21 protein-coding genes and 1 pseudogene are annotated in these 17,345 nt (G+C 33.7%); 3 read left to right on the forward strand and 19 right to left on the reverse strand.

Features of this window, described 5'->3' with window-relative positions:
• Positions 1 to 84: 84 nt before the first annotated feature.
• From mobP2 to ACI3ES_RS05500, 14 genes are all read right to left on the reverse strand, one after another.
• Complete coding sequence (gene mobP2, locus ACI3ES_RS05435; RefSeq protein ID WP_407631935.1) at positions 85 to 1,566, reverse strand: MobP2 family relaxase; 1,482 nt, start codon at positions 1,564 to 1,566, stop codon at positions 85 to 87.
• Complete coding sequence (locus ACI3ES_RS05440) at positions 1,550 to 1,864, reverse strand: hypothetical protein (protein ID WP_407631936.1); 315 nt, start codon at positions 1,862 to 1,864, stop codon at positions 1,550 to 1,552. The genes mobP2 and ACI3ES_RS05440 overlap by 17 nt, the downstream gene beginning before the upstream one ends.
• Positions 1,854 to 2,567 carry a hypothetical protein gene (locus tag ACI3ES_RS05445; RefSeq protein WP_188354088.1) on the reverse strand — a complete coding sequence of 238 codons (714 nt, stop codon included), beginning with the start codon at positions 2,565 to 2,567 and terminating at the stop codon, positions 1,854 to 1,856. Before ACI3ES_RS05445 ends, ACI3ES_RS05440 begins: the two co-directional genes overlap by 11 nt.
• Positions 2,568 to 3,353 carry a DNA/RNA non-specific endonuclease gene (locus ACI3ES_RS05450; protein WP_188354087.1) on the reverse strand — a complete coding sequence of 262 codons (786 nt, stop codon included), beginning with the start codon at positions 3,351 to 3,353 and terminating at the stop codon, positions 2,568 to 2,570.
• A 15-nt stretch (positions 3,354 to 3,368) separates the two neighbouring features.
• Positions 3,369 to 3,746 carry a CopG family transcriptional regulator gene (locus tag ACI3ES_RS05455; RefSeq protein ID WP_188354086.1) on the reverse strand — a complete coding sequence of 126 codons (378 nt, stop codon included), beginning with the start codon at positions 3,744 to 3,746 and terminating at the stop codon, positions 3,369 to 3,371.
• Between the two features lie 196 nt (positions 3,747 to 3,942).
• Entirely contained in the window at positions 3,943 to 4,920 is a 978-nt protein-coding gene (locus ACI3ES_RS05460) for a hypothetical protein (RefSeq protein ID WP_188354085.1), read from the reverse strand.
• A gap of 4 nt (positions 4,921 to 4,924) precedes the next feature.
• Positions 4,925 to 5,359: a single-stranded DNA-binding protein gene (locus ACI3ES_RS05465; RefSeq protein WP_188354084.1), complete on the reverse strand. Its 435-nt coding sequence runs from the start codon at positions 5,357 to 5,359 to the stop codon at positions 4,925 to 4,927.
• The gene (locus ACI3ES_RS05470; RefSeq protein WP_114668961.1) at positions 5,349 to 5,705 is read right to left on the reverse strand and encodes a hypothetical protein; all 357 of its coding nucleotides are present in this window, start codon (positions 5,703 to 5,705) and stop codon (positions 5,349 to 5,351) included. Before ACI3ES_RS05470 ends, ACI3ES_RS05465 begins: the two co-directional genes overlap by 11 nt.
• Positions 5,674 to 5,949, reverse strand: a complete 276-nt coding sequence (locus tag ACI3ES_RS05475; protein ID WP_188354083.1) for a hypothetical protein — start codon at positions 5,947 to 5,949, stop codon at positions 5,674 to 5,676. The genes ACI3ES_RS05470 and ACI3ES_RS05475 overlap by 32 nt, the downstream gene beginning before the upstream one ends.
• Positions 5,950 to 5,976: 27 nt before the next feature.
• Positions 5,977 to 6,945 carry a replication initiator protein A gene (locus ACI3ES_RS05480; RefSeq protein WP_188354082.1) on the reverse strand — a complete coding sequence of 323 codons (969 nt, stop codon included), beginning with the start codon at positions 6,943 to 6,945 and terminating at the stop codon, positions 5,977 to 5,979.
• Complete coding sequence (locus ACI3ES_RS05485; RefSeq protein ID WP_188354081.1) at positions 6,935 to 7,168, reverse strand: helix-turn-helix transcriptional regulator; 234 nt, start codon at positions 7,166 to 7,168, stop codon at positions 6,935 to 6,937. The genes ACI3ES_RS05480 and ACI3ES_RS05485 overlap by 11 nt, the downstream gene beginning before the upstream one ends.
• A gap of 598 nt (positions 7,169 to 7,766) precedes the next feature.
• Positions 7,767 to 8,951 (reverse strand): IS30 family transposase, encoded by a 1,185-nt coding sequence (locus ACI3ES_RS05490; protein WP_273706368.1) that lies wholly within the window; start codon positions 8,949 to 8,951, stop codon positions 7,767 to 7,769.
• Between the two features lie 179 nt (positions 8,952 to 9,130).
• Positions 9,131 to 9,700 carry a TetR/AcrR family transcriptional regulator gene (locus ACI3ES_RS05495; RefSeq protein ID WP_050895289.1) on the reverse strand — a complete coding sequence of 190 codons (570 nt, stop codon included), beginning with the start codon at positions 9,698 to 9,700 and terminating at the stop codon, positions 9,131 to 9,133.
• Positions 9,697 to 10,413: an MBL fold metallo-hydrolase gene (locus ACI3ES_RS05500; protein WP_407631937.1), complete on the reverse strand. Its 717-nt coding sequence runs from the start codon at positions 10,411 to 10,413 to the stop codon at positions 9,697 to 9,699. Before ACI3ES_RS05500 ends, ACI3ES_RS05495 begins: the two co-directional genes overlap by 4 nt.
• A gap of 68 nt (positions 10,414 to 10,481) precedes the next feature.
• Here ACI3ES_RS05500 and ACI3ES_RS05505 point away from each other — a divergent pair, with 68 nt between their 5' ends.
• Entirely contained in the window at positions 10,482 to 11,402 is a 921-nt protein-coding gene (locus tag ACI3ES_RS05505) for an IS30 family transposase (RefSeq protein WP_273712611.1), read from the forward strand.
• Between the two features lie 142 nt (positions 11,403 to 11,544).
• Here the strand turns inward: ACI3ES_RS05505 and ACI3ES_RS05510 are convergent.
• From ACI3ES_RS05510 to ACI3ES_RS05525, 4 genes and pseudogenes are all read right to left on the reverse strand, one after another.
• Positions 11,545 to 11,769 (reverse strand): annotated as a pseudogene (locus tag ACI3ES_RS05510) (hypothetical protein); the annotation flags it as partial.
• A gap of 141 nt (positions 11,770 to 11,910) precedes the next feature.
• On the reverse strand, positions 11,911 to 12,654 hold the full coding sequence (locus tag ACI3ES_RS05515; RefSeq protein WP_273706297.1) for an ABC transporter permease: 744 nt from the start codon (positions 12,652 to 12,654) through the stop codon (positions 11,911 to 11,913).
• 10 nt (positions 12,655 to 12,664) lie between these two features.
• The gene (locus tag ACI3ES_RS05520) at positions 12,665 to 13,414 is read right to left on the reverse strand and encodes an ABC transporter permease (RefSeq protein WP_050895286.1); all 750 of its coding nucleotides are present in this window, start codon (positions 13,412 to 13,414) and stop codon (positions 12,665 to 12,667) included.
• Positions 13,414 to 14,319: an ABC transporter ATP-binding protein gene (locus tag ACI3ES_RS05525; protein ID WP_050895285.1), complete on the reverse strand. Its 906-nt coding sequence runs from the start codon at positions 14,317 to 14,319 to the stop codon at positions 13,414 to 13,416. Before ACI3ES_RS05525 ends, ACI3ES_RS05520 begins: the two co-directional genes overlap by 1 nt.
• A 268-nt stretch (positions 14,320 to 14,587) precedes the next feature.
• On the opposite strand from ACI3ES_RS05525, the gene ACI3ES_RS05530 reads away from it, so the two are divergent.
• Entirely contained in the window at positions 14,588 to 15,769 is a 1,182-nt protein-coding gene (locus ACI3ES_RS05530; RefSeq protein ID WP_223316679.1) for a sensor histidine kinase, read from the forward strand.
• Between the two features lie 14 nt (positions 15,770 to 15,783).
• Positions 15,784 to 16,533, forward strand: coding sequence for a LytTR family DNA-binding domain-containing protein (locus ACI3ES_RS05535; protein WP_050895284.1), 750 nt, complete (start codon positions 15,784 to 15,786; stop codon positions 16,531 to 16,533).
• Between the two features lie 387 nt (positions 16,534 to 16,920).
• On the opposite strand, the gene ACI3ES_RS05540 is transcribed toward ACI3ES_RS05535, so the two are convergent.
• Positions 16,921 to 17,340 (reverse strand): hypothetical protein, encoded by a 420-nt coding sequence (locus ACI3ES_RS05540; protein WP_050895283.1) that lies wholly within the window; start codon positions 17,338 to 17,340, stop codon positions 16,921 to 16,923.
• Between the last annotated feature and the right edge of the window lie 5 nt (positions 17,341 to 17,345).

A 17,345-nucleotide genomic window follows, 5' to 3' on the forward strand; every position in this document is an offset into this window, starting at 1 on the left:
GACATATTAACAACAAAAGGGACAATATACGTTGTATAATTAGCATTGCAAAAAATCATTTGTCTTTTATATTAATCGTCCTTACTAATGGTTTATTGAATTGTGTGAAACCTCTTCAGTTTGTATTTTTTCTTGTTCTGTTTTCTTTTGATTTCTTAAGAATCGACGCTCTGCATTTGTTTCAGCTCGAATGTCCTGCAGCCATAAGCGACTAATTTTATTAAACGAACCACCCCGCAATGGCGTCTGATCACCTACGTGCTTTGAATTTGGATTTACCTTGTTGGCCGTCGGTTTTGGGGTCAATTTTTTTTGCTGAGGGCTAGATACTATTTTAGTTTTATCTGCGTTACTGATTTTGTCGCGCTGTTTAACCTGACTTAACAATTCCGAAATTTGTTGGTCAATATCATTTATTGAGGTATCTTCAATTTGTGCTAAATGTTTATACAGTTGATTCGCTAAGCGTTTTCTTAATTCATCTTCCTTATTTTCAGACCACTTGTGTTGCCCCTTATGCATCACACCTTGGTCTTCAATATTAATGACGTCATAATCTTGTGCCAACGACTTAAAGCCCTCATATTCAAGTTTAAGCTCTTTGTCAAACAAATCGTCTAAAAGTTGATTTGTTAATTTATTTGCTTTCGCCATCTTGCCTTTTCCAGCCGTTAAATGAGCGTTACCAACCTGCCATCGCCCTTTCATGTCTTGAGGTAAAGCTTCATAAATTTGCTTGATGGCTTTAGCATGACGATCATTTAATAGGTTGTCTGGCGCTGTCTCAACAATTTCTTTTTTAAAGCCACCAACACCTTTTAATATTTCCTGATGCCGTCTTAGTTCCTGTGATGACATTAATTGTTTTCTAAACTGTCGCTTGGCTTGTTCAATCAGTTCTAAAGGTATAACACCTATTGGCTGCCCTTTATACTTACCTTCTTGCTTGATCATCTCAGGCCGCGTTTCTTGGCTTTTTTTCGCAAACCACAGATGCATGTTTAGGTGGTCAGTATCCTGATGAATCACACCAAACCAAACAACGTCATTTTCATCTTCTCCCAAAGGTAAATTAAATCCTTTGTTAATTAGCGTCTTAGCAACCTCTTGTTCTGCATGCTTCAACTTATTTTGGTCTATCATACGGGTTTCGGAATCATAGAGATTGTTTTTAACTAACCAATCACCTCTGATTGAGAAAGCGAGTTCATGGATATTATTGCCATTTTTTTGAGCCTCATCCAAGTCTTTTCTCAATACAGAAATATCTTGATTATCATAATTTAGTTTATCGCTACCAAATATTGGATGCGTTTCTGTTACCGCAGACTTTCGATTCGCATAGCCTCGCTTGCTAAATTGTTCCTTTAAATCGATGAGATCAGTTATGGACTCATTATTGAAATCACTCGTCTTCTCAGAATTATCCGCATAATCAACAAGGTCTGAGTATTTTTGACCCTTCATATCTGCTGTACTAGAAGTAACGAATTGTGCTGGTAAATTGACCATTGCCGTCTTTTTTTCACCCAGGGCAAATGCAGCAATTTCACCAGTCTTCGCCATTTTGCAATTCCTCCATAATCTCTTCTAAACTGTCAAAATCTTGTTCGTAATCAATTGTCAAACGGCGGGCTGTTCTGGAGGACATGTTCAGCATTTGAGCAATTTGCATGTAGGATTGTTGATAATTATTAAACAGAATTAAACTGATTTGGGCCAAATAGTACGTGCGATTATCGCGTTCATGTTGACTGTCAGCCATCTCACTAACTTGATTAGGATGGTGCCAATTGAATTCATCAAGTTGTTCTAAATACTTTGTCAATTGTGCTTTTCTTTTACTATGCTTTTTAGTCGTCATCGAGTTGTCCTCCTGTTTGGTGATATTTTTCGATCAGCTGCTTATCCCGACTCCGAATTTTTTTATATTCTTCATAAGATTGTGCCAATTCATTGTTTGGATTGAGTTCTGTTGGTGCGCCAAATTGCTGGAATTCTGTTGGATTAATTGGGTTGATGGCATATTTAACAAAACCATTTTCTAAATTAATGCCTTCTGGAATGTATTCAAGTTGACGTTGCTGCATGGTTAAAAGAAAACCTAATAAATTCTCTAAATTTGCCAATTGCGCAGTAAATTTTGAATCACTTTTTGTGGAGTTGGCATCATTTACCTTCTGGGCTAGTTCTGAATAATTAAGACGTGCATTGTTGGCATTAAGCGCAATATTTTCTACGAAGAAATGCAAAGCAAATCTATACAGTGTACTTTTACCAAACTGTCCATTTGTAGACCTTGGATTTCTTTCAGCCCAATGCTTGATTTGTTGAAAGTACCATTCTTCGTCCCGCGAATTTTTGATATTAATTGTCTTACCTCGTTTTGCAAAAATTTCCTCATCAATGTCAAATTCTTGTAAAATTTTGTCGATAAACTTTAGTTCTGATTTAACACCCAAAGGAATATCTTCAGGTAAAGTTGTATCATACTTTTTATTCAAAACATTTCTTCTTTTGATTAGTGCCTTCATTTGACTTGTTTTGAATTCTATTGCATCTTTCATTTATTCACTCCTTTCAGCATTACCGTTTAAGTAGTTGATTGTCCAGCCATCTTGAACGTTGAAAACATAGACATTAAATTTCAAAGTCTTGTCATTTGACTTTGCCATCATGTGAACACCACGGGGAACTAACTCAACATTTTTGTAAATTGGTGCGACTTGATAACGAACATAATTATTTTTTGATTGATGCAAATAATCCGCAATTTCTGTTTCGTAAGTCACCATACTTTTAGCATTGACACGACTGTCTGCGTTCAACTGTCGTGTCCCCGTGATCAAATTTTTGGCTTCATTGTTTAGACCAGTAAATTGATACCCAATCAGATGACTACGGTTGTATAACCAGTCTGGTGTATTCGTTCCCGTTTTAATGGCATGGTAACCTGGCGTTTTGATTGTTAATCGTTCACGCACTTGATACTTTTGAGAAGGGGGCATCAATTTTTGGTTAAGCAACGCATTAGCAGTTTGTGGTCTGCCTAACCAATCTAGGGACGAAAGTTTTTGCCAGCCACCCTGTTTAATTTGTAAGTCTTCTTGACTAAATGTTGGTTGATTATGATTGACTTCAACAACTGTTTGACCAGCGTATTTCAAGTTAACTAGCTCATCATTTTGTGTTGGAGAGCTACTTTGTTTATCAATATTAATCAGTTGTGATTGCGAACCCAGTGCAACAATTTTTTGCAAAATCGACACACGGTTTAAATAGGCAATACCTATCAATATGACAATGCCTAATAGGATTATTCTCGCAAACCGACAGCGTTTATAATTTTTCATTTGAACCTCTTCTGCTTATTCAAACTCATTAAAGTCAATCGACTTCGGCAAATTTTTTTCCTGAGGGCGAGCGTTTTTTTGAATTCGTTCTACCTCATCATTCAAGTCTGGAAAATACATATCAAGTCGCGCCAGAATTGTTTTAAACATTTCACCAATCGCGATTGTATTGTCATTTAAGCCGTGCACAACATTATTGTTAGCCATGATTAAATCATCGAGATAAGTATGCAATATTTTTGCTGCGCTATCTTCTTCAAGTCGCTTAGCATAATCTTCAATTTGTTCTCGAATTAATTGACTTGACGAGACATTTTCTTTTGATGCTTGTGTTTCAATAATTTTCAAAGCATGTTCATCAATGTTTTTAATTGTTTTTGTTATACCTTTCATACAATCTCCATAAAATATTTAATGAATTGGGAACAGGTTAAGGGGAAAGGAAAACCTTGTGGTTTTAATCCCGCCGTGCGGGCCTTTCAAGGGATTACCAATCACAAAACTGTCTGTACCCTTTCTGTACTTTGTCTGTACCCCTTCTGTACCCAGGTTTTGTTATAAAAAATAGCCCAATAGGGGAATCTTTGAACTATTTAGAATTCAAATCGGTTGGTTTTGGCAACAATGATTTGCCTTCCTGAACCTGCTTTTTGGTCTTTTGATATTGAGTAATATTTGTCTTAGCACGTTGAATATTTTTTTGTGCATCACTGATTTGTGTTCGTATTTGTGTAATGGCATCACGCGCATTATCAATGCTAGTTTGTGTATCTGAGTCATCAGACTGGGCAAGTATTTTTTGATACTTTTTGATTGAATCCTGTTGTTGATCAATTGCTTTTTGGTATTCAACAATTGCGTTAGTATTCTTTGAAATCAGTTTTTGTTGTGCCGCTATTTTAGCATCACTTTCGCTAACTTCTAATTTCTTTTGAGTGGCAAATGTTAATGAATCTGACTTAGAAACTTTGTCACGATTAATGATGAACTTGCCGCTTGCGGTATTACTGTTTGCGTTAGTTTTCTTTGCACTTGAACTATCAGAAGCTACGCTACTTGGCGCTTCGACTGTGGCAGTATTGATGCTTTTATCATGAGCTGTTAAAGTTACAGCATTGAAGTTATGACTCAAGTTTTTAAATTGGACCACGAGTGTATTATTTGAAGTTGGCACAACACGCCCAGTAACTTGATTGCCACCATGTTCAGTCATGGCAGTAAATTTAATTTTGCTAATATCAACCAAATCTTGATCAGAAACAGCTCCGTCCGAGATTGTATAATGCAGTTCCAAAACACCATTATTTTTATTAAAAACACTTTTCGTTAGACTAGCGGTTTTGTTCAAAGTGCCAAATGACACTGGCGTATTTAACTCCGTACTAGGCAAATTTGAAGGTCGAGGTGTAATGTTAACCATCACGGTTGTACTAAAAGCTATCAGAATAAATAGGCTAAATATGGCAATTAAATTGCGCCGTTGATGTTCCAAAAACCAAGTGCCAAAGCGACTAAATCTTTGAAAGATATTTCTAAATTTATCAGCTATTGTGATTATTGCAGTCATTGTCTTACCCCTCTACGTATTCAAATGCGTTACTGCTAAAGTCAGGGTATGGTGGCAAATCATTTTCGGCTATTTCACTACCCTGAGTGTCAGCAATCTGTGTTTGAACAGCAGGATTTTTCGATGACTGATTAGATTTATAGATGCGGAATTGTGTCACTTGATTTTGCATAGCATAAATCTTTTGACCAGTATTTTTATCGTTATAATTGTGATTACGCATCACAAATTCAACCTCAACTACTTGACCAACATCAGTCACATAATCACGAATCAATTCTGCTGTTTTGTTAAAAGCAACGTAATCAATGTAAGTGGCTTTGCCATCTTTTAAATCATTAATGGCTAATTTGAAGTAGGCAATTTTAGTTTCTTTTTCACCCCTTACGGTGAAGTTTACATCACAAACTAAACGTCCTACGTGGTGATTAATTTGCATAATAATTTCTCCTTTTTTGATCCAGTAAATTAACAATCGGTGTCAATTGTTTGGCTAAATAGTCTTGGATATTATTTGGTAGTTTAAACACAGGGATTTGGTTACCAGCTTCAGAATAATGAATGCCTTTCAGGACTGTACAACCGACATAATGATTACCTAAGCAATCGTCAAACAACTCACCTTTGACTTTCATCTCAGTTGATTTTAAGCAGACAAAGGCTTGTTTTTTTGTTGGTTGAACGAGATTATTTTTTAATTCTTTAACGAGAATGACGACATATTTGGTTTGTTGTAGTTCTTGTAAACTTTTCTCATCCAACAGCGTTAATTGTCTGACTTTCATAATCTCTCCCTTTCGGTCTTGCAGCTTCATGAAATGGTAAGTGATAGCATTCCATGAATTTTTTTATAGCCTTAAATGATTGATAAGAGGTACGGTATAACCTCACTGCGCCATCACTTTCTAATTCTTGATTTTCAATTGCTTTGATCACTTTTCGGCTGAGTTCACCTGATGAGTTAGCCACAAAAAGTATGTCTGAGTTGAAAAAGTCTACTGCAATAAATACGTTGTATTGGTTTGCCATTATATCTCTCCTCTCCCCAATTCAAAGTTAAAATCCTGATACCGATTGACTTGTTGTGATCGCAATTTTCAAACGATTGTCAAAACCACTAGCAAAATATATACCATATTGGCTGATATCAATCAGATGGTCACGCATGTAATCTACTTGTTTGAAACCAGTGTTTAAAAGCAACTGTTTTATGGCAACCTCACCTTGTAATTGTTTTTGCAAAGTCAAAACAGAATTACCTTTTTCAAGTTCGGTTATCAGAAAGTGATAACCACGTTCAAGAGCGTGGACGACAATTTCTGCTTGTTGGGGTTCATTCAAAAGTAAATCAGGAATCAAACCTTGGACTACACTTCTTAATTCAGGACTGCTTTGAATGATTTTGCCGATTGCGATAAATGATTGTTGAGCTTTTTTTGAATTATTATTATTTACTTCATCCTCATCAAAAGAATTGGTCTCAGTTTCACTCAAATAAGTCTCACTACTCTCAGTCTCATTTGACTGTCGTTTTGACAGTTCTTGAGCTGTCGTTTTGGAAGTTCTTGACCTGTCATTTTGACAGTTCCGGACCTGTCGTTTTGACAGTTCCTTGTCCCCCAAGGGATTGGCCCTGTGGATAACTTCAAAATCAGCATTTATGTTGCCAACGTAAAGTCTGTTTGGTTTATTTAGCCCTTGTCGTTCTTCTTCAAGGAGCCCAAAATTTGCTAGTTCTTTTTTCAAACTAATGACTTTTTTCTCGCCAACACTCAGGATTGTTTGCAGGTCAATGTTTTTGTAAATCAGGTAAACATCACCACTTTTATCAATCCAATTATTCTTAATTGACAACAAGAAACGATCACGCAGAATTGCATAAGCCACTTTCGTTTCAAGTTTCATGTCGGCATAGAATTCATTTTCAAACAGTGCCTTTGGAATTTTATAGAATCGTTCATTAGTTTCGACTTGATCTCTACTAACACGTTCCATTTTCCTGGGTTTTTCTTGATCATTTATCATCGGCAGTCCCCTCTAATGTCGCAACAATCTCTTCAAACGAAATATCCATGATTTTGTAAAATTTTATGAACGTCGTCAGTTTCGGATTATAACTTGGATCGGTTTCAGCTTTTGAAATCGTCGCTGTTGACAATTCCCCTTTTGATTTCACGGCCAATTCCAGTTGTGTTAGTCTTTTTCGTTCCCGATAAGATTTTACAATTGATCCAAAAGAATGTTTCATTTTGTCTCTTTCTCCCTTGTCTTAGTTGTCAATTTCCATTGATTTTATTACCAATAATTAACCGTCATGAAGACGGTTTCTTAACAACTCCTTAATATTTAGGCTGTTTTTAAGCAAAAAAAATAAGCCCACACAGGACTTATGAGCTTTTAAAATAACGAATGTTACAAATGCGTTACTTCATTTCAAATTATTGACTTTGGAATTTTACTAAACTGTGTAATCCCTTGTGCGCCAACGTACCAACAAGCCTCTGTTACGTTAGATTATGCACGGTACACTAACAAATGTCTGGCAGATGTCAAGGTGAAAACCACATGTTTAATATATTGGTAAACTACTGGTAACATGTATGTAAAACTAACGAATATTATTTTTAAATCAAAGCACAACTTTTTCTAGAATATCATGATTTGGTTTAAAAGTAAACTGAACGTCCACGCTTTTGGAACGTCTATACAAAGGCTTTTAGCAATCTAATTACTCACTATTATATCAAATATTTCAACCGATTATACCGTTTTCAAATATTTATATTTTAAGCACAACAAAAAAGACACATCTAGTGTCTAAAGTTCATTATTTATTTTATTGCTTTTTAATGCTTATTTTCGTTGTTTTGGCGTTCTTCAAGCATACGCTTTTTACGCTTTTCATAAGCTCTACGGTAACGTTGCATGGCTTTATATTCTTGTGCAAAGACTACCATTGGTCGTTTTCCATTCAGAGCTTGTCTAAGTGGCATCGCATTCATTTTTGAAGCCACTTCATCTAATTGTCGTTGCTTCACGTCTTTAAAAGAAGTGCCTTTAGGATACCAATCACGTAACTTACGATTTCGATTTTCATTAGATCCACGTTGCTGTGGTGATGACGGTGTCGCATAATATAACTTGATTTTTAGTTGTTTCTGGACGTACTCTAAAAAGTCCCATGATATAAATTCAGAACCATTATCGGCTGTGATTGTGCGAACCGCTTTACCGTAACGTTCATAAAACAGCTTAAAGGCATCAATCATGTCACTAGATTTTTTACTATGAACTAGTATCAGTGCAGTAAACCGAGTCTTGCGTTCAGTCAGGGTCATAATGGCTGTGGTATCTTGATAACGCTGATTATTCATTTTAGCTGGCAACACTAAATCAATTTCCCAATGACCAAACTGTTTACGACTTTCCACAACTTGTGAACGATCAAATATCGAATGGCGGACTAATTCTCCGTCATTTTTTAATTGTTCACGTAGTCGTGCAATTTCACGTTCCTTATCACGTTTAGTTTGTGCCGCAGCCCGTTCTTTAGGTGTACCATTTTGACGATGATATTTCTGTTTACGAATGTTGATAAGTCCTTGCCGAGACCATAACCTAATAACAGATGCGGACACATCAACATCTTGCACGTTACCAGCAATTTGCTCTGGCGTCCAATGTTCAACATTAACCCAAGTTTCAATGATCTCTTTTAATTCTGGTGTCAGTTTGAGCCCAGTACCCATTTTACTGCGCTTTTTCAAAGCAATATATTGTCCACGCTGTGCCGAATACTTGATACGTGCGTGTATGTCCATATTCAACAGTGTTCGTCTATCTAAATGCGAGAAATCAAGCGTATTGCCACGGTGTAATTCACGTAATATTGATGACGGCGTATAGCCTAAACGTCTTGCGATATCTGCTTGTGTCATTTTCTCAATATTCCACAAATACTCAATCATATGACGTTGATTTTCATTTATATGTGGTTGACGCTTTCGTTTTTTTGGTGTTTCATCACTCATAAAAAACACTCCTTATTATCATAGTCAGGCATCAAATGCCTATAATAAAGTTTATCACTTTCTCATTTATGCCTATTATTTTGTTTTTTGGCTTAACGAATTACAAAATATTACGCATAGCCTTCTGACTATTTATCTTCAAATTAAAAAAAACATTTACTTAAATGTCTAAAAGTTCATCATTCGACAGATTTATTTTCTAGCCGATATTTAAGAATGTCTAACCCGTAATTAAAGGAAGTATCAACGTCTTCATTTAGAGCAAACGATCCATTTGTCTCTAAAAGTAAAAAGCCGTGCATATAGCTTCTCCAAGCTCTAATAAAGTGAGTGGTATCTCTTTCACTTAAATTAAATTGCTTTAAAATTTGTTTTAGTAAATTCAAAAAATTATCGGATTCATCAGAAACTGTCTTATCTTTGTTCCATAATTTTACTCGATGAATTAATGCATATTGTCCTTTGTGTAACATGTAAAACTTACGATACTGATTGGATAGTTCATAGAATGCTTTTTTCTTATCTAGTCCAATGACTGAATTAACTAATGAATCATATAAGTTTTCAAATGATTTATTCGCCACTTTGACAAGAATATCATCAAGACCTTTTACGTGGTTATAAAGTGAAGGCGATTGAATACTTAGGCGCGAAGAAATTTCTTTTAATGTAACATAATCTAAACCTTGATTGTCTAAAATATCAATGGCACAGTTAATGATATCGTTTATGTCTACTTTTCTTTTCAATCTATATGCCTCTCTGCTTCACTAATAGCAACAGTTATGTTTTGAATGGGATCGATTATCATTTTCCCATGTCCTACCGCCAAAACATTTGGATCTAACTCTTTTAATATTTTAGCACTGTTTAAAGCGGTTTGATAATCCCAAGTTGCAAGTGCAGGAAACGGAAAAAATATTTTTAATGTTCCTGAAACAGCAACTCCCCCTCTTGTTTGAAATGCATCGCCAGCTATTAAAATTTTTGATTTTTCTTCAAAAAAAGATACTGACCCCGGTGTATGTCCGGGAGATTCAATAATATGAAAATTATGGTATTCATTTTTTTTAAAAGTAAAATCTATGTGTATGCTGTCCTTAGAGAACCCACCCTTAATTTTACTTTTAGCTTCATTAGATAATAAACTAAAATCTCCATTAAGAAGTTGAAAGTCTCTATCAGAAATTCCTATGGGAACGTTAGGAAATATTTTATGAAATAGTGGCACACCATTCACATGATCAGCATGCGCATGCGTTAACAAAAGCGAAGAAATAGGTTTGTTCAATCTTTCCGCAATTTTTTTTATTTCAGATACAAATGATTTGACACCCATATCAATCACAATAATGTCATCGTCATTTTCCCAAAGATAGCAATTGATTGGGAACAACATCGGAGCCCAAGTAAGTTGATAAAGATTTTTATATTTGGTAGATTGTAAAATTAAACCGAACACTTGAATAAAAAAGCTGCAGCGCCTTTAATGGTAATTGACTAAAATCAACCATAAAGGAACTGCAGCTTATGTCTTCTAGTTTATCATCTCAAGAACGCACTGTCATTCAAACTTTGCTGGAATTAAATTATTCGGTTCGTGCCATTGCGCGCTTTATTAACCGATCGCCTGCGACGGTCTCTGTTGAAATTCATCAAGTCACGCCCTATAAAGCTGATATTGCTCATGTGTTGGCATTGAAAAAACGTCATTTACGTGGTCGTCATCACACACTAACACCAGCTATCGCTGCCTTTTTGAATGAGCACATTGGTATTTTAAAGTGGTCACCAGAAACGGCTGCTCATGTTTTAGGGTTACCTTTCAAAACCATTTATAATTGGCTCAATGCTGGTCGACTCAAGCTATCAGTGACTGATTTACCTGACAAAGGTATCCGCCAAAAGCGTCAATCTGATGGTAAACGACAAGTATTTGTTCATGGTCGTTCGATTGAAACGAGACCCAAAAGTGTTCAAAGACGACAAACCTTTGGTCACTTTGAAGTCGATACGATGCAATCAGGTAAGCAACGTGGCGACGTGTTGGTGACCATTACTGAAAGACTAAGCCGGCAACATATTGTGAGACACGTTACTGGGCGCAATAGTCAGGCAGTGACACCAGCTTTGATTCATTTTTTTCAAGGGATCAAGAATGCCAAGTCAATCACGGTTGACCGTGGACGAGAGTTTGCAAAATATGATGAAATCGAACAGGAACTAGGCATTCCAGTATATTTTGCGCACCCATATTCACCAGAGGAACGAGGGAGTAATGAGATATTAAACCGATACGTTCGGCGATTTATTCCAAAGGAGCGCAAAATTGAAACAGTTAGCGCCAAAGAATTAGATCAAATTAATCATTGGATTAATGCAAGACCAATGAAAATACTCAATTGGCAATCACCACGAAAGGTTTTTCAGCAGTTCGCAGTGTTCGGTTAATTCTTGCAATCTACCATTTTGTTACTTTCATGTTTTTTCCTCACTAACTAATCATATTAGCATAATAACTAATATGATTAGTTATGTCAATGAAAATACTTTAAATGTTATTTTTAAAATAGAACACACTATTACTCAAAATCTAAAGACTTTTTTCTCTTAACTGTCTTCTAGCTTGATACAACTGTTCCTCAATTCTATTCAAACCACTTTCAGTATTGCGATCAGTTCCCTTAATCAGCAAGTCTAAATCACGATAAGCAAAGGTCGGCTCAATTGATTTTGAGACCAAATCTTGTACCTTAGATGCTAATTCTTTGTTAAAAAAAAGCACATCTCCGTATGTTTGAGATTGTGCTTGTCTGATATTCCATTAATCTGTTTCTAATCATTATACCAACAACAATGAAAAATATTCGTCTGCTATTTTTTTCAAAAAATAAATCAAGACTATGATTATTTGTATGAATTCTCTATTTGGCTAACAATATGAAATTAATACTTTTGTTTATTTAAGTAGCATTTTTTTAACAGTAATATTCGTAGCGGATAAACCAAATAGTGTACTAAGAATTATTACTAATATGAATATAATTATTTGACTTTGATCAAAACTAGTTAATGTTTTAGCATGCAGCCCTATCATGATTTGATTGTATGGGTAAAAACTACCTAATTTACTATTTGCTATTGATATGATTAAACCTACTATTATTACTCCAAAATTGATTAATAAATTAGTCGTGAAATTTTTTGCTCTCATGGCAATCCAGAGTTGAATAGAAATGATACCCAAGCTTCCGACCCAACCGAGAATTGACCAAATAAATAACCTACCAATATTAACAACTTCTGGTAAATTTAATAGATGACCTATGATTAAAAAAATTATTAGACTGATAATCTGATTAATTAGTTCCAAAAAAATCATATACAACCATTTAGACATGATTAGTTGTGTGACCTTAACCGGTGATACGATTATTCTAAGTAAATTATTGTTGTTTAATTCATTTTTAACATTATTCCCGATAATTATACCTAAAAACATAGGCAAAAATATTTGTGAAGCAAATAGATTACTTTCTCCCCATAATGCTAGCCACTGTGTATGATTCTGAATAAAAACTTGTTTGTTAGCAACATATAAAAATGTTCCCAACAAAGAACCCAATACCGATCCGACCAATAGAATGATGATTCCCCATGTTCTTTTGTTTTTTAAATACTCAGCATATATCAAATTAAGCATATTTTTCACGTTACCACACCTCTGATTTCTGGCTTGTATACCACTCAGTTATAAGGAATATTCCTAATCCAACAAAAAAAACAATAAACAAATTGATAAGTATGTGTGGATTAATTATGATAGTGTTTGATTTTAATATCAATGGATTGACTAATGAAACATAAAGCATAGGTATAAATCGCATAACAGCTTGTGGTAACATACCAGAGGTCATCATTGCAATAAAGCTACCTACTAATCCAAATAAAATACCTACCACTTGACGTGAAATGATAAATGCAATCGACATTTGGAACGTAAGTATACCGATTAAACCTGTCAACAAGCAAACCATTGTTATAACAAAAAGGTTTCCACTAAAAATAATATGTAGATTTTTACTTGTATACATTACTATAATTAATTGTATGATCCAGTATATTAGAACAATTAAACCACCAAAAAGCAATTTGACAGTATACAATTGCCGATTATTTTGATTATTAACACGCAAAACACTTGGCATATCATTGTCGAAATCAATTGACACTATGCGAGATGCTAGAATACTAATAAATAAGGGAGAAAAAAAACCATTCACCGTCATTAACATTAATAAAAGGTAATTTTGATCTAAAGTAAATATCTTGTTTGGTAAAGATTGCGTTCGAATCATACTAGCATAGAACCAACATGTCTCAACAATTATAATCAAGATTAGACCTAGCCAAAATGGTCTTCGTTTGTTTTTCGTGATTTCAATAAAAATACTTCTTATCATTATTCACCTTCCGTAATCTTTAAAAACATATCTTCTAATGAGTTTTGCACGATGTGTAATTCGTAAACGCCAACACCATTTGTCACCAATAAATAATTTATTTTCATAACTGCATTATGTCCAATATTATTTAGTACTATGCTGTTTTCACTTATTTTATGAACCAAGTAATGGTGTTTTTTTAATATACTTACTGCATTTCTATTATTATCTGTCTTAATAATTAATTGACTTGTTTGCTCGAGTTCGGCTATGCTTCCTTCATACTTTATTTGGCCATCGTTGATAATTGCAACACGATTAGCCATTTTCTCAATTTCAGATAAAATATGACTAGAAATTAAAACAGTGGTTCCATATTTTTGGGGTAACGACATAATGAGCTGTCGAATTTCTTTAACTCCTTTGGGATCTAATCCATTTGTTGGTTCATCTAAAATGATTAACTTTGGAAATTTTAACAAGGCTAATGCTATACCCAACCGTTGTTTCATACCAAGAGAGTAGTTTTTAACCAGCTTATTTTTGGGGACATCTTGCAGACCAACAATTTCTAAAACCTTTTTAATATTAAATTGAGGTATATTTGCTAATCGCTGTATAATTTTCAGATTTTCAACAGCATTTAAATTAGGATAAAAAGATGGTGATTCAATCAAAGAACCAATATCAGCTAGATAGTGATTTGTCTCGACTATATTGTATTTATCAAACAATTTAATAGTCCCACTATCAAGCTTAATTAACTTTAAAATTATTTTCATAGTTGTCGATTTTCCTGCGCCGTTTTTGCCTAACAGACCATAAATATCTCCTTCTTGAACTTTCAGTGACACATCTTGAAGTACAGGAATACCTTTAAAACTTTTAGACAAATTATTTACTTCTAATACGTTATTAGTCATTTTTTCCCTCTTAAAATCTTTTAATTTTTATTTGTGCGACTTATACTTATAGGGTACAGTATATTTGTATTATTGTAAAAATGCTCGAATAGACGAAAATCGCGTCTGAACACGCTATTTTTTACGCTCAAGTACTATATAGTTGTTGTTAATAACAATTCTCAAGGTCAGGAACAGTATGTCATTATTCTTATTACAATCAATATTTTTATTAATTACTGTAATCAACTGTGGTTCTGCAATCACTTACTTCCCGGAGTCGTTCTCCATGAAAAGCTTAATTAGTTATTCAGCGGTTAGCTTGAGTATTATGTTTTATTTGAATCAAAATCAAGTAACTCATTGGCTATTGATCTCTTTGTTTTTAGTTACCCTAGCATTATTAATTTTTTTGGATGCACGTCCTGCCATTTTAAATTTGCTATTAGGTTTTTTAACAACCACTTGTTTGTACGTCATATTCATCATTTTTTTGAATGGAATAAGTCAACAATTACTAATTTTTCCTGCCACCTATGTTGTTTTTTTTAGTATTATCAATATTTTTGCTATATTAGTAAGATGGCTGACGTTTAAAACAAATAAGCACAACTACCTACAACATTTTTGGCATCGAAATATGAACAAATCGCTGATTCTAATTATTGCTTTCACATTCATCTTCTATATAGTCAGCGGAAATTTAAAGAAAACAATCACCGCTTTACCATTAACAATTTTGCAATCATTTATTATATTAGCGGTCGCCATTATAATTACTTGCATTACTTTTGTTTTCTTGCAACATGAACGGCAAATTCAATCATTAAAAGAACAAACTGTTAGGCAACAAGCATATGATTTACAATTATATTTACATACATTGAAAGCCAGTCGACATGAGTATAACTCACATCTTAATATGATTTATCAGTTGTTAAAAACTAACCAACTACAAAATTTGAATATCTATATGAACGATTTAATAACAGATAACGATTATCTTTCAAATATATCCGGATTAAGATTCCCAGAAATTGGTGCACTGCTGTATCGATACGAATTATTGGCAAAAGAAAAGAAAATAGCTTTCACCATTTTCTTTGATAATAATTTATCGAAACTCCCGATGACACTCTATGAGTTGAATCAGTTACTGGGTAATTTATTGACAAATGCATTTGAAGCCAGTGAATCATATCGAAATCAAAAAAAACCACAAGTAGAACTATCCTTTGTACAATCTAATCAACATATTATTATCTTAATTAAAAATACAGGACAAATAGAACAGACTATTAGGACAAGGTTAACAAAACCAGGTATTAGTTCGAAACTTAAAAACCATAGTCAACATGGATATGGAATGTATATTATTTCGGAAATTGTTGATAAGTATTTTGGTAATTTAGTCATTAAAGAAACTAATAATAACTACGTTGAGATTGAAATTACTGTACCGATGTTATAAATAAGGAGATATTTATGCTACATAAAATAAATACAATAATATTGGATGATGAACCCTCAGCAATTGAAAGTTTAAAAGATATGTTATCATTTTATGACTACATAAATGTGATGGAAACATTTTCTTCGTTTAACTATCTCTGGCTATACCTGCAATTAAATGCTGACCAAGTAGAATTACTATTTCTGGATATTTTACTCAAAAATGAAAATGGATTAGACGTCGCAAAGGAAATTAACAAGGCATACCCAAATATTAAAATTATTTTTTCTACTTCTGAAGCATCATATGCATTAGATGCTTATGATGCTTCACCTATAGACTATATTACAAAACCTATCAATGCTGTTAGGTTACAAAGGGCGTTGACAAAATTACGACATACTGACAGACATAACACTCTTAAAAATTACAATGTTAAAATTAGTATTAAAAGTAAGAATACGATTAAGATGGTCAATATTGAAAGTATAAAGCTAATCAAAAAAGATCTGCGACATGTAAAGTTGATTTTATCTGATGGAACAAAATTAATTACAACAGAAACAATTAATACTCTTTTTAGCAAATTAAAGGTACATGGTTTTGTTATGATAACAAGATCAATTATTGTCCCTATCATAGATATTAATGCTATCAACTATAATAGTTCAACTCAACGATACAATATACAACTAACCTCACAACTAAAATTACCATCTCTTTCACAAGCAAAAATAAAAGATATAAAAATGGAGCTTTCTGCGTTCGATTGGATTATTTAGTAGGGTTCAGAGTCATAGTATTCAAAAAATCTGTTATATTTAAATACTGCATAGGGAAAAACTTAGAAAATTTTTCGTATTTGCTCTGATATTGAAGCCTTTCTGCTTATTCGATAAATTAAAATAAATTACCTACCTAAAATCTCTCTTTGATTATAACCATAAATAAAACCCATTCACCCACAAAACAATGCCTTATTTAGACACAAAAAATTTATTGATTAAATATTTTGTGTCTAAATAAGGCACATACTATAATGACAAAGACAGTGCTGCGCATCACAAACAAAAATCCAATGTCTACTAATTTTTCTAAAAGTAAAATTATATATAATATACTTGATGCTTTATATAAAGTTTGGAACAAGTTTAAGATACAAATAAATTTTAGCTGTATTTCCTCACCCTTTCTATTAATTGCTTTTTAGCTTGATACAATTGTTCTTCAATCTTATTTAAACCACTTTCAGTATTGCGATCAGTTCCCTTTATTAGCAAGTCTAAATCACGATACGCAAAAGTTAATTCAATTGATTTTGAAACCAAATCTTGTACCCTAGATGCTAATTCTTTGTTAAAAAAAAGCACATCTCCGTATGTTTGAGATTGTGCTTGTCTGATTTTTGCTTGTAATTGCATTGATACGCTCAACGTTGTTTGGAAGTTGGGCGCACCAGCTTTGAATTGAAAGCCCTGTCTGTCACTTTCTAGTGTTTGGTCTAGTTGACTATATAAGTCTCTAAATCGTTCTAACTGCTTAATATACAGCTCTAATTGTTCTGGATTTAACCATATTTTTGTTGTCATCTTTT

Source organism: Leuconostoc falkenbergense, assembly GCF_045801155.1.
In the GTDB taxonomy this organism is placed as follows: domain Bacteria; phylum Bacillota; class Bacilli; order Lactobacillales; family Lactobacillaceae; genus Leuconostoc; species Leuconostoc falkenbergense.